Source organism: Gillisia marina, from assembly GCF_000258765.1.
Taxonomy (GTDB): domain Bacteria; phylum Bacteroidota; class Bacteroidia; order Flavobacteriales; family Flavobacteriaceae; genus Gillisia; species Gillisia marina.
The window spans coordinates 15,252-28,753 of sequence record NZ_AJLT01000013.1; the positions used below are offsets into that span (position 1 = coordinate 15,252).

Genomic DNA, 13,502 nt, shown 5'->3' on the forward strand with positions numbered 1-13,502 from the left:
ATCACTTGGAGGATTGGATTCAAAATCTTTTTTCAATCAATCATAGTATTCATTTTAGCATTATCAGGATTTATAATTGGTTCTATAATAATGGCAAACATTATTGGTATTCCCGAAAGTTCAGATATGGGTAGTTATAATTATTTAAAGGATAATTTAGGAATGCTTTTACTAACGCTTTTTGGCACGTATATCGTAGCGTCATTTGGAGAAGAAGTTATTTATAGAGCATTTTTAATAAACCGGATTTCCGAATTAGGATTAAGTAGTAAGACAGGAAAAATAATAGCTGTTGTAATTAGTGCAGTTGTTTTTGGATTAGCCCATTATACTTGGGGACTTATGGGAATTGTTCAAACCGGTTTTATGGGATTGGCATTAGGATTTTGTTACCTAAAGCTTAAAAAGAGAATTTGGGTATTAATTTTAGCACACGCGTACATGGATACGATTTTAATGCTGCAGTTGTATTTAAGTTAATTTTCTAGCCCTAAGCTATTCCATTCTGAATGTTTTAAAAGGAATAGAATATATGTGGGAAAGGGTTAGGAATAGAATTGTTTTTTTTTGAATTTTAATTATTTCAAGAATTCCAATACTGACTTTCAAAATACAGATTATTAAAGCCTATCATATTGTTGTCCTTTTTTTCCTATATATCGTTTTTGATTCAATCTATAGGTAAAAGAAACGTTTATTTGTGGTACTCTAACCTGTGAATTTATCTCTTGAGTGAAATCTTCGCCTTTGGTTCTAATGTTCCATTCCCAACTATCGAAAATATCTTTGAAGTTAATGCTCAATGAGGCATTGTTATTAAATAGACTTTTACTCATTCCAAAATCCAATCTATATAATGCTTTTCGGGATAATTGCCCTCTATTATTTGCTCCTCTAAATCTATTCTGAAATTGAAATCTAAATGAATTAGACACCTTAAAATTTAGGTGCAACCTTCCACTAAAAGCAACACCTTCTGAATCGAAATTGGTGTTTTGATAGCTTCCATTTTGACTGTAAGCATTTAAAGTAACCTCATTGTAGAGCCCCAACCAACTTAATGGCTTATAAACAATGCCTAATTCAAGGCCATATGATTTATCTGTGCCTATATTTACCGTTCTTGTTACAAACACTTCTTCTGCACTACCATTAACAGTAATATTTTCTTTTTGGATAAAGTAATCCATAGCTTGATTTGTTCTTCGGAAAAATAGTGTAGGTGCGATCGAAAATGAATTATTGAATTTTGATTCGTATGCTAATTCAGTTAAAACAGCATATGCCGGATTTACCTCGGGATTACCTACAAAAATTTTTCTAACATCGCTAAACGAAGAAAACGGAACAAGAGCATCTCGTCTTGGCCTTTGAATACGCCGTGAAATCGAAAACCGAAGCACATCATCCTCATTAATCTGATAGCTTAAAAAACTAGATGGAAACACATCTGTATAATTTCTGTAAACCTTCTTAGTATTAAAATTTGAACCGATGTCGATGCTTGTCGTTTCTGTTCTTAATCCTACTTGAAATTTAAATTTTTCATAGCTTTTAGCATACTGTCCGTAAAATGCGGTAACGTTTTTTTTATAATTGGTTTCATCAGTAAATTCAGGGATAATGGTAACGATATTTTCAGCTAAGCGTTTAACCTGAAAGTTATTATCAATAGTTGTAAACCTACTTCTTCCACCCAATTCTATTTGTGCTTTGTTATTTAAAATATATACATAGTCCAAAGCAATAGTAAAGCGTTTGTCTTTGATATCATTGTCGATTCTATCATTAGCAATAGTTGAATTTTGTGGAAATTTAGTTTGATCTATAATATTAGAATCCCCATCCTCAATGGAGGACTGAGTGAGCGCACTTAATTTGAGTTGAGAACCATTATCATTCAGCTTCATTTTATATTCACTGGCAACTTGTAAGAAGTTGTTTTGGAATTCTTCGGAATCTAACCTTTCAGAAGTAGTAGATAAATTATTGTTGATGTAATCTTCATAAGTAATACTGTTAGTAGTATTTAAGTCGGCAAAACGATAGGTAACATCTGTTGAAATAGAATGTTTCAAATTGAATTTATATTCTCCTCCAAGATTGTTCGTAACATAAAATTGTTTCAATATTTTTTCTGAAGTCTGATAACTCTCCGAAGGAAAAGAGCTGAAATTTTTAAGTTCTATTGATCCTGTAGCTTTAGGTTCAGAATATCCTAAACCGGAATTAAAATACCAGGAGTGATTTTCATTCGCATTATTAATATTTAAATTAACTCCAGAGTTTAATCGTAAACCTGAAAACACTTCAAAGCTCGTGCTTAATCGTTCCTTTTTCCCCTTTTTTAATACGATATTAATGATGCCTCCGGAACCTTCAGCACTATATTTTGAGGAGGGATTTGTAATCACTTCAACTTTATCAATTGAACCTGCCGGGATGGTTCGTAAAAGTGATCCGCTATCTGTTAAGCCACTAATACGACCATCGACTAGAATTGTAACACTAGAATTACCTCTAATGCTTATTTTCCCATCTACTTCAACCTGTACGGAAGGTACATTCTGCATCACATCAATTAGGCTTCCACCATTTACTGAAAGATCTTTTGAAACATTATATACTTTTTTTGTCTAATTCAATTTTATAGTTAGATGTATTAGAGGATATAACCACATCATCTAATGTTACATCTGTATTAATAATAATGTCTCCAAGTTTCATTGCTTTTTTGGTGATTCTTAAATCTAGAGTGGATATAGTTGGAGGTAAGCCAACGATAGAAATTTCAAAATTATATTCCTGTTTTGGTAGCTCTATTGAAAAACTACCATCTTTATTTGCTAAAATCCCGAAGATAGTTTCAGGCTTATCTTTGACTTTAAAAAGAATATTTGCATAAGCTACAGAAACTCCAGACTTATCTTTAATTGTGCCGGAAACATTAATATTCTGACTAAGCATGTTACTCCAAAAGCACGTAGCAAGGAGAATCAAAAGAAAAGATTTCATGTTTTTTAGGATTTTATAGGATGTAGTTATCCTGTTCTGCTTGTAAAAAGAGAACTAGTTTTTGGCCTTAAAGCTTACTAATTAAGAGAATTGGTTATTTAGAAGAAATCTATTATTCTATATAATCTAAAGGATTTACGTGTTGCCCGTTATGTTTTACTTCGTAATGTAAATGTGGCCCGGAAGAACGCCCTGTATTACCAACATAACCTATTAAGTCTCCTTTTTTAACTTCTTGGTTTTCCTTTGCCTTAAAGCCACTTAAGTGTGCATACCAGGTTTCATAACCATTGGTATGTGTAATCACAACTAAATTACCCCAATCACCTTCCATAGAAGCTTTTGAGATAATACCATCGGCAGATGCTAGCACGGGAGTTCCTCGTTTTGCTTTTATATCTATTCCGGTATGAATAATATCCGCATTTGCTTTAGAATGTTTTCCTTGTTCTCCAAAAAAAGCTGTGATGTCTTTTTTTGTTGCATTTTTCACAGGGAATAGGGAAGGAGGAAGGCCTTTAAATTCAGCAAGCTTAAAAGTCTTTATAACAGGATTATTGTTGAATGTGGGTTTGGTAAATGCTGAAACTAAAAAAGCACATACTGGTAAAAATAGTAAATATGTAAATTTAGCTTTAAGCTTAGATGTTGGTTTAGTCATCATTGAAACTCGTTTTTTAAGAATAGGTTGATTAAAATAATTATATAAGTTATTCGGTTTTTGAATCTCAAGACTTTGCAATAATAACTGCATATATTGAGAGGTTTTAATACCATTTTGAAGCACCCCTTGATCTGCTTGATATTCGTGTATAGATTTTAATGATTTTCTATAAAAATATACCAATGGATTAAACCAGAAGAACGCAATATAAATTTCAGTTAGAATAACGTCTAAAGAATGTTTAGAATTAATATGTATCGTTTCGTGTTCCAGAATTTGAGGATCAAGATTTTCAAATGTATGTTTTGGAATAAAAATCCAATTGAAATAAGAAAAAATTTGAGGCACATTAGCTATAACTAATCGATACCCATTTTTTTTGTGAATTACAGAGTTGTTTTTTAAGACAACTAATTGTCGGGTATTAATAAAAATTCTGATTAAGAAAATAAAAGTTACTATCAAATAAATAGTTATTACTACTGAAGAAAAATTGAATAAAGAATTTGCTAATGGCTGTTGTATTACTTGGTATTGCTCATCTATAGTAAATGGTATTTGTTGAAATAAAGGAACCTCTATAATTTTTGACGATATGGAAGGGAATAAATGATTTGAAAATGGGATAATGCTAGAAACAGGAAGCAGTAATAGTAGTATAAGTCTATTTAATTTATGAAAGGTAAGTCTATCTAGAAATAGAATATATAATAAATAAAGTACTGAAAAAACAGCAGTTGTTTGTATAAGATAGAGAAGTAGATTATTCATTTTTTACTTTTAATTTTTCTATTTTACTTTCTAGCATATCCTTCATTTGTTCTAATTCGGTAAGGTTTAAATCTTCATTATTAGCAAAAAACAAAGCAAACTTACCCGGAGAGCCACTAAAAAAGTTACCTATAACATCTTTCATGTGCTTCTTAAAATAAGTGTCTTTAGAGACGTTTGGGTAGTACTGCCTAATTTTCCCATAAGTATCAAACTTTAAAAACTCTTTTTTTACCAATATCCTTACAACTGTAGATATCGTAGTATAGGCTGGTTTTGGTTCTGGAAACTGTTCTACAATATCTTTAAGGAAGGCTTTTTCAAGTTTCCAAGCGTATTGCATTACTTGTTCTTCGGCTTTAGTTAATTCATTCATAAGGCAAATATATAATTATTTTTTAAAGTATGACTATAAAAATAGTCATACTACTATAAATTTAGTCATTACTGTTTTAAGTGTATCAAATTTTAGTATAAACTATGAAGAAATAAAGCCGCAAATAATGCGCAGGTAGAAGAATTTTAGGAGCTAACGAGGGCAGGGCATACAAGCCAAATGACGGAACCTAATCTTATAAATTATTTACTAAGATTATGCAGGTGCTGAATTAACTTTTTAAGACGTCAATTATTCAATAAATAATTAAACTTTTCCTAATAGAGGGATGCTTCTACAGATTTAAACCAGTACACCAATAATGGATTTTTAAGATTCTGAATTAATCACCGTAGCGAGAACTTCCCACACGTTTTCAGCGACAATTTTATGACCTTCTACTGTTGGGTGAATACCGTCACTCTGATTTAATTCTTTAATTCCGCCGACATCCTCTAATATAAAAGGAATTAAAGCCAAATTGTTTTTCGCTGCTAAATCAGAGAAAATGGTTTTAAATTCCGCAGTATACTCTTGGCCCATATTTGGAGGTAATTGCATTCCTGCCAAAATAATCTTGGTATCCGGGTTTTTCGCTTTAACTGCATCTATAATTGCTTGTAAATTAACTCTGGTTTCAGATAAAGCTACTCCACGCAAACCATCGTTAGCACCCAACTCTAAAACAAAAATATCAAACTCTTGGTTGAGGATCCATTCTATCCTGCTTTTACCGCCGGCAGTGGTTTCACCGCTTAATCCGGAATTTACAACTTCGTAATCCAATCCTAAAGAATCTATCTTAGCCTGAATCACTCCGGGAAAAGCATCATTTGTATCGTCTAAACCATAGCCTGCGGTGATACTGTCCCCAAAGAATAGGATCGTTTTTTTTGCAGTAGACTCAGTAGTTTCAGTATCAGTAGTGCTTAGTTCTTCCTTGGTTGCATTCGCTTTGGAATTTGATTCATTTCCGCATGAGATCACCACAAAAGCCATCAGGAAATAACAAATATTTATGAGCTTTCGTCGCTTGGAAATTATCCTATTTGAAAGCGTTTGTGTAGTTTTAGACTTCAGCATGAGTTCAGGAATTATTATAACATTTAGATGTCAAAGATATTAAAGATTAACGGGCTAGAAAAAAGATATACAAGTGGCTCCAAGCAATTAACAGTACTTCAAAATATAACTTTTGAAGTTGAAAAAGGACAAACATTCTCTATTGTGGGACCTTCCGGAAGCGGTAAAACTACACTGCTGGGGCTATGTGCGGGTTTAGACGAACCCAATGCGGGAACCGTAGAATTATGTGAATATAATTTAAATACGCTAAATGAAGATGAACGCGCCCAACTCCGAAACGAGCAGGTAGGTTTCATTTTTCAAAACTTTCAATTGCTGCCAACGCTTACTGCCTTAGAAAATGTTAGTGTTCCTTTAGAATTACAAGGAGCTAAAGATGCAGCTAGTAGGGCAAAAGAGTTATTGGGTAAAGTTGGTTTGGGAGATCGCATTCACCATTACCCATCCCAATTATCCGGGGGCGAGCAACAGCGAGTGGCCTTAGCAAGGGCTTTTTCGAATCGGCCATCTATTTTATTTGCAGATGAACCAACCGGAAATCTAGATGAAGAAACCGGTGAGAAAGTGATTCAGTTACTTTTTGATCTTAATAAAGATGCAGGAACTACCTTAGTAATTATCTCCCATGATCTGGATTTGGCAGCAAGAACTCAGCAAATTTTAAGACTGAAAGGTGGCCAGATTTTAACCAATGAACCAACAGCAAACTTTTGAGCACTTCTAAATTACAATCAAAATTAAATATAGCTTGGCTTTTTAAGATGGCTTGGCGCGATGCAAAGGCCAGCAGAGTTCGATTGCTGCTTTTTATGGCTTCCATCATCTTGGGAATTGCTGCCGTGGTTTCAATTCAGCTATTCAGCCAGAATCTTACAGATAATATTCAGCGGCAATCTAAATCCTTAATGGGTGCCGATTTTACCATAGATAGCAGACAACTTCCCACAGAGCGAGCTCAAGTGATTATCGATTCTTTGAAACCGGATGCTTCTGAAGTGAATTTTGTTTCCATGATCGCCTTTCCAAAAAATGACGGTACTAAACTGGTTCGGGTACGAGGCTTAAAAGGGGATTTTCCTTTCTATGGGATTATAGAAACCCAACCTCCCACTGCTGCAACAACGTATCAAGAATCGGGTGGGGCACTGGTAGATGCAACCTTGATGTTACAGTATAATATAAAGCCCGGAGATTCCATTAAAGTAGGGGAGCTTACATTACCCATTTCTGGTGCCTTACAAGCAATTCCCGGAAATACTGCACTTTCTACATCTGTAGCACCGCTGGTGATAATTCCATATCGATTTATCGATGAAACAGAATTATTACAATTTGGAAGCCGTAAAGAATATCAGTTTTTTTACAATCAGCCAAACATAGACCTCGAAGCCTTAGAGAAGCGTTTACAACCCAAGCTGGAGAAAGAAAATGCAGATCTGGATACACATACCAGCACAAGCCGGAGATTAGGTAGACGTTATGAAAATGTAGGTTCTTTTTTAAACCTAACCGCTTTCATCGCATTATTACTTGGTTGCGTGGGGATCGCTAGTTCTGTAAACATTTATATCAAGGAAAAAATCAAAGCGATTGCTGTATTAAAATGTATGGGCGCTTCAAGAAAACAAAGTTTTTTGATTTTCTTAATTCAGATAGCGGGAATTGGAATTGTAGGAGGAATAATAGGAACAGCAATAGGTATTGGCCTTCAGGAGCTATTCCCCCTTATTTTGAAAGAATTTTTACCGTTTGATTTGACTATAAATATTACAGCACAGCCCTTAATTATGGGTGTAGTATTAGGTTTAGTGATGTCGGTATTATTTGCATTATTACCATTATTGCGAACATGGTATGTCTCTCCCTTGGAAGTCTTGCGGGTGAGTAGTGGTACATCAAAGGAGTCAAAATATGCTCGAGTTGTTGCTATTGCAGTGATTATTTTGTTTTTATATGGGTTTAGCTTTTGGCTGCTTAAAGATTGGCTGTTCGCTTTAGCCTTTATTGGAGGAGTACTTATTACATTTGGAATATTGGCGGGCATCGCCATTACTACAATGAAAGTCGTTAAAAACTATTTCCCGAAAGGAGCCCGTTTTTCTACCCGTCAAAGTTTGCTGAATCTTTTTCGCCCTAATAATCAAACTGTGGTGCTGCTTGTTGCCATTGGTTTAGGAACATTTTTAATCAGCACCTTATACTTTACCAAAGATATTTTGCTTGATAAAACAGAACTGGGTAATACTTCAGACAGTGCAAACCTTATTACCTTAGACGTGCAACCAGACCAGGTGAATGAAGTTGTAAATACGTTTAAGTCAAATGACTTGCCGGTAATAGATAATATTCCTTTGGTTACTATGCGTATTCATAGCATAAAAAACCGGTTGGTAAATCAGTTACGTACGGATAGTACTTCACAAATAAAAGGCTGGATCTTAAATCATGAATTTAGGACGACTTACCGCGATAAGCTGATTGATTCCGAAGAAATAATGGCAGGGGAGTGGGTTGCTTCGCAGAATAAAAATGATGTAGTCCAAATCTCCATTTCAGATAATCTTGCAGAAGATGCGCAGGTGTCCATAGGCGCTTCCATGGTGTTTAATGTACAAGGAGTACTTATGGAAACCATTGTGAAAAGTATTAGAAAAGTAGATTGGGCCAACCTTCAACTCAATTTTTCGATCGTATTTCCAACAGGAGTTTTAGAAAATGCCCCACAGTTTAATGTATTGACAACCTATGCGACCACAGAGAAGAGTTCCGCTAGGTTGCAACGAGATTTGGTAAGTAAATTCCCCAATGTATCTATTATAGATTTGAGACAGGTATATACAGTGGTTGAAGATATCTTGGATAAGGTATCATGGATTATCAATTTTATGGCATTTTTCAGTATCCTCACAGGGATTATTGTTTTAATTGGATCTGTGCGCACCAGTAAATATCAACGAATTAAAGAAAGTGTGTTGCTCCGGACCTTAGGCGCAAAGAATAAGCAAATCCTAACTATCACCGCATTGGAATATCTCTTTTTAGGGATTCTAGGAAGTCTGGTAGGAATTCTTTTGGCATTGGTTAGCAGTCTATTATTGGCTGTATTTGTTTTCAAAGAACCATTTGTACCATCGGTAATCCCTTTCTTAATATTTATCCCGGGAATTTCATTATCGGTTTTAGCAATTGGATTAAGCAACATTCGAGAAGTGCTGAAGAGTTCACCTTTAGAAGTGCTTAGAAAAACCGTTTAATAACTGGTCTATTTAGATATGTTATATAATGCTGCTCAAGGCTTTTCTTTATATGAAACAGCCATTGGTTAATCTATTTCTTAAAGTAACAGGCATATATGAATTAAGTGAGTGAAATTAAAATAGTATCTTTAATAAGATGGCAATTTCAGATTTCAGATCACATCTTCGACTTTAATTTTTCTGAATAGGCATTGAAGATAAAGTGTCCTAGAATTAGGTTTTTACAGCTATTCTTCGGAAATATTTTAAAGGATGTATTTTAGAGAAAATCTTATTATTAATAACTGGAAATAATTATTGTTTTATAAAATTCAATAAATCAAAACATCAGGTATGTTACAAAATGTCTTATTAGCGCGCGAAATATATTCCTCGGAAGAACATAAAATGACCAAAAAAATGATTCAGGATTTCATTAATAATGAAATTATAGATCAACAAGATGAATGGGAGAAAAATGGAATGGTAAGCCGAGCAATTTGGGAACGTGCCGGAGAATTGGGGTTGCTTTGTATTGACATTCCGGAAGAACATGGTGGCGGTGGATTAGATTTCAGCTTTAGCGCCTTATTCATAGAGGAATTGGGAAGAAATGGGGTTAGCGGACCGGGTTTCTCATTACATTCAGATGTTGTTGCTCCCTATCTCTTAAAGTATGGATCTGAATCCCAAAAACAAAAATACCTCCCTCCAATGGCTGCAGGTAAAATGATCACATCCCTTGGGATGACAGAGCCAAATTGTGGTAGTGACCTTCAGGCTATTACAACCAACGCGGTAGACAAAGGAGATCATTATTTGGTGAATGGGCAGAAAACCTTCATCACAAATGGTTATATGAGCGATATGTGTATAGTAGCTGTAAAAACCAAACCAGGAACAGAAAAAGAAGGTGTGTCTCTATTAATCATAGAAAGCGATGCTGAAGGTTTTGAAAAGGGTTTACCGCTAAAAAAAAATAGGGATGAAAGCTCAGGATACCAGTGAGTTGTTTTTTGATAATGTAAAAGTTCCAAAAGAAAATTTATTAGGAGAAGAAGGAGCGGGATTTAAAATTATGATGAAAGAATTAGCCAGAGAGCGTTTAATAGTGGCACTCAATGCGATTGGTGGGGCAGAAGGAGCCATTGAAAAAACTATTGAATACACCACTACAAGAACAGCTTTTAAGCAACCTATTGCTAAATTCCAAAACACGCAATTTAAACTGGCCGAGTGTGCTACACAATTACAAGTTCATCAAGCATTTTTAGATCGTTGTACTCTTTTGTTAGCAGATAATAAACTAACTGCAGAAAGTGCTTCCATGGCAAAATATTCTGCCACAGAAATGCACAATAAAGTAGTAGATGAATGCCTACAGTTATTTGGCGGCTATGGCTATATGTGGGATTATCCAATTGCCCGAATGTATGCAGATAATAGAGTTGCCAGAATTTATGCCGGTACCAATGAGATCATGAAAGTATTAATAGCTCGTGGGTTGTTTAAAGAATTATTTCAGGAAATGAAAAAAGCAAAAAGAAATCAGTAAATCCATTATGTATAATTCTACTAATATGTTCTGCGTGGAATTTATCCTGAGCGTAGTCGAAGCCTAACTTTGCTTTGGTAAAAGCGAAGTTAACAACACAAAGCCTTTTGTTCTTTTCTTCTCCAATGTTTTTTTAAAAATGTAATGAAACCCATAGGTTCACGAGCTCCTATTTAATAAAATAGGAGTGGGGCGAGTAAATAAGCTTTTCCCGAAGCGGTCCTGAGCTTGTCGAAGGATAAGAGCGAAGTGGGAATGTGTGTGGAATGACTTGAGTATTTAATTGCTTTAATTCAATATGTTAATGTGTTATTGAAAAGTCCTATAATTATTCAATTAAAGTAGGAAATTAGATGTTTAAATTTATCAATGTGTTAAATACCATCAAGGTTTAACAAATGAAGTTTTAATAGGTAAATTTGATGTTAGAGAAAAATAGATTAATATGGGAGAAGATACTTTAATTATCAAATTCTTAAAAAGAGTATGGTATTTAATTGAATATTGGTGGACAAGGTTTGTAGATTATAGATTTAAAAAGTCAATATTTTCTATTTTATTAAAATGGTTTAGCATAAGTTTAATTGCTGAATTAGGAAAAGTTGGTGTGGACTTAATTTTTGATGATGTATATGAAATTATCGAAATTAATTTTGGTGCTAATTGGGAATTATTTGCTAAAATAATACTAGATGGATTTTTGGGTGGTTTTACAATTGGATATCATTGGGTTTCTATACTAATAAAAGTCTACTTAATAAGCTTATTTGCAATTCTTGAATATAAAAAGATAAATGATGGAAATGTAGGTCGTCAATTCATCTTGAAAAATATTCAATTTTGGAAGTGGAATTGGAATGTATTAATTGATATTAACGCAGAATTTAATTTTCTGAAGGTTGTACATAATTACTCAAATATAGAATGGGAACCTACAGATGAGTGGTTTTTAGATATAAATAGAAATGAATTATCTTCAATTAGAAAAAAAATATAATAAAGACTTACATATTAAAAGTAAAGTTGAAGAAGATATATTGTCTAGTATAAGACTTTCTCAAAATCAACTCCATAAATTAAAAGAAAAAGTTAATGATACTATAAATGGTGTTCTTCAATTAGATACTGAAATTGATGAACTATTCAAAGTAAATACAAAACAAGATGTATTGGTATTAGATGAAAACTCTGATGTTTATAAAGAATTTAATTCTCTAAAAGATAGTTTATCAACGCATAAAACTAACTTACAAGAGTTAAATGTATTAATTGAAAACAACAAAATTGAAGATGTAAAAACTTATGTCATTCAAGACCTATTAGAAGTTTCATTTGATGTAGATATTCTTAATCAAATAATAGATGAAAACAGATTAAAACTATTCCTTAAAAAAGAAGATGATGGAGAAGTTTTTACAGTAAACCAAAAAAGGAGTAGTTATAATTTTGTTTATAAAACTTACAGAGCAATAGACGATTTATTGTATTTTATTTTTCAAATAGAAATATTTAGAAATAAAATTTTTCATAATTTTTACATTGTTCAAGCAAAAGCCGGAATTGGGAAAACCCATTTTTCAATAAATTTAGAAAGAATACTTTCAGATGAAAATTTTAAAACTATTATTCTAAAAGGCTCTTCGTTTAGTGGTCAGAATAATTTACAGATTGCCTTTAAAAAGATTTTAGAACTACCAGTCACTATTACCTTTGAGAATACACTTTCTAAAATTAATAGTTTTTCAGAAAAATTTAATACTAAAACTATCATAATTATAGACGGTATTAATGAGACTACAAATTTATTACAAGGTTTTAGTAATATTTGGACTGAAAACCTTGAGGCATTGTGCAATAGGATACATCAATATAATAATCTTGTTTTAGTTATTACTTGTAGAGAAACCTATCTAAAAAAAATAAATCTCAATAACGGTTTTGATAAAAACATATACCAACTTGAAGGGTTTGAAGACGATCTAAAAAGATTAGAAGCAATTGAAAATTACTTTGAGGAATATAAAATTATTTGCAATGACGTTCGAAGAGATAATCCTAATCTAGACTTTTTTGAGCTACCCCTAATTCTTGGTGTTTTTTGTGAAATGACAAATTCAGAAAAATTAGATCCCAAAACTATACAATTAGGACAATATACTTATGAAGAAATACTACAGTTATTTGTAGATAAACAAAGTGAAAAAGTTGCAAGCTTACTGGATAGACCATCGAAAACACCAATTTTAAACGCAATAGATCGTTCATCAGGAAAATTTAAAACTGAATTAGATGCCTCTTTAGATTTTGATGAATTTTTGGCAGTAACGGACAATAAATCTATCGATGATATATTTGAGTCAAAATCAATTGGAATTAAACTACTTGATGAAGAATTATTGTTTTTAAAAGAATACTTACCTGGTTATTCAGAAGAAAGAGTGCTCCATCTTTTTCAAAACATAGGAGGATATTTAATTGCTAAAAATATTTTAAATGAATTTCCGAAAGCAAAAGATTTAGTAGATTCAGATTATTATAAAACTTATTTAAATTACAGTTCTAATGAAGACGAAAATAAAACACACCAATTAGCTACAGATATTTTAAAATTCTTAGTGATAGGTTATTCAAGAAAAAAAAGAGGATTTACTTAATTATACTAAAGATCAATTAGTTGTTAATTATACTTGGGAATTTTTATTTCAAAACCCAGAAATTGAAGAAAAAGAAGATATTGCTAGAAAATTAAAACCATTTCTTAAAAATAAAGTAGGATGGGAAGGACTTTTAGATAGGTCA

General features: G+C 32.8%; 12 protein-coding genes. 7 read left to right on the top strand and 5 right to left on the bottom strand.

Annotation, left to right across the window (positions count from 1 at the left end; genetic code table 11):
• The first annotated feature begins 90 nt into the window (after nt 1–90).
• Nucleotides 91–480: a CPBP family intramembrane glutamic endopeptidase gene (locus tag ON07_RS16980; RefSeq protein ID WP_237708856.1), complete on the top strand. Its 390-nt coding sequence runs from the start codon at nt 91–93 to the stop codon at nt 478–480.
• 140 nt (nt 481–620) lie between these two features.
• Here the strand turns inward: ON07_RS16980 and ON07_RS03940 are convergent, their stop codons facing one another.
• The 5 genes from ON07_RS03940 to ON07_RS03960 all read right to left on the bottom strand — a co-directional run bounded on the left by ON07_RS03940 (nt 621) and on the right by ON07_RS03960 (nt 5,909).
• The gene (locus ON07_RS03940) at nt 621–2,582 is read right to left on the bottom strand and encodes an outer membrane beta-barrel protein (protein WP_394330128.1); all 1,962 of its coding nucleotides are present in this window, start codon (nt 2,580–2,582) and stop codon (nt 621–623) included.
• Between the two features lie 37 nt (nt 2,583–2,619).
• Nucleotides 2,620–3,015, bottom strand: coding sequence for a carboxypeptidase-like regulatory domain-containing protein (locus ON07_RS03945; RefSeq protein WP_010228379.1), 396 nt, complete (start codon nt 3,013–3,015; stop codon nt 2,620–2,622).
• Between the two features lie 112 nt (nt 3,016–3,127).
• Entirely contained in the window at nt 3,128–4,450 is a 1,323-nt protein-coding gene (locus ON07_RS03950; RefSeq protein ID WP_010228380.1) for a M23/M56 family metallopeptidase, read from the bottom strand.
• A complete protein-coding gene (locus tag ON07_RS03955; protein WP_010228382.1) occupies nt 4,443–4,826 on the bottom strand; it encodes a BlaI/MecI/CopY family transcriptional regulator in 384 nt (127 codons plus the stop codon). The genes ON07_RS03950 and ON07_RS03955 overlap by 8 nt, the downstream gene beginning before the upstream one ends.
• 330 nt (nt 4,827–5,156) lie before the next feature.
• The gene (locus ON07_RS03960) at nt 5,157–5,909 is read right to left on the bottom strand and encodes an arylesterase (protein ID WP_029331449.1); all 753 of its coding nucleotides are present in this window, start codon (nt 5,907–5,909) and stop codon (nt 5,157–5,159) included.
• Nucleotides 5,910–5,936: 27 nt separating this feature from the next.
• On the opposite strand from ON07_RS03960, the gene ON07_RS03965 reads away from it, so the two are divergent.
• From ON07_RS03965 to ON07_RS03985, 6 genes are all read left to right on the top strand, one after another.
• Entirely contained in the window at nt 5,937–6,626 is a 690-nt protein-coding gene (locus tag ON07_RS03965; protein WP_010228386.1) for an ABC transporter ATP-binding protein, read from the top strand.
• A gap of 47 nt (nt 6,627–6,673) precedes the next feature.
• Entirely contained in the window at nt 6,674–9,166 is a 2,493-nt protein-coding gene (locus tag ON07_RS03970) for an ABC transporter permease (RefSeq protein ID WP_029331451.1), read from the top strand.
• A 402-nt stretch (nt 9,167–9,568) separates the two neighbouring features.
• Nucleotides 9,569–10,156 carry an acyl-CoA dehydrogenase family protein gene (locus ON07_RS16985; protein WP_237708857.1) on the top strand — a complete coding sequence of 196 codons (588 nt, stop codon included), beginning with the start codon at nt 9,569–9,571 and terminating at the stop codon, nt 10,154–10,156.
• Nucleotides 10,134–10,703, top strand: a complete 570-nt coding sequence (locus ON07_RS16990; RefSeq protein ID WP_237708858.1) for an acyl-CoA dehydrogenase family protein — start codon at nt 10,134–10,136, stop codon at nt 10,701–10,703. The genes ON07_RS16985 and ON07_RS16990 overlap by 23 nt, the downstream gene beginning before the upstream one ends.
• Nucleotides 10,704–11,148: 445 nt before the next feature.
• Nucleotides 11,149–11,700, top strand: coding sequence for a hypothetical protein (locus tag ON07_RS03980; protein ID WP_010228390.1), 552 nt, complete (start codon nt 11,149–11,151; stop codon nt 11,698–11,700).
• Nucleotides 11,669–13,357 carry an NACHT domain-containing protein gene (locus ON07_RS03985; RefSeq protein ID WP_029331453.1) on the top strand — a complete coding sequence of 563 codons (1,689 nt, stop codon included), beginning with the start codon at nt 11,669–11,671 and terminating at the stop codon, nt 13,355–13,357. Before ON07_RS03980 ends, ON07_RS03985 begins: the two co-directional genes overlap by 32 nt.
• Nucleotides 13,358–13,502: the final 145 nt, after the last annotated feature.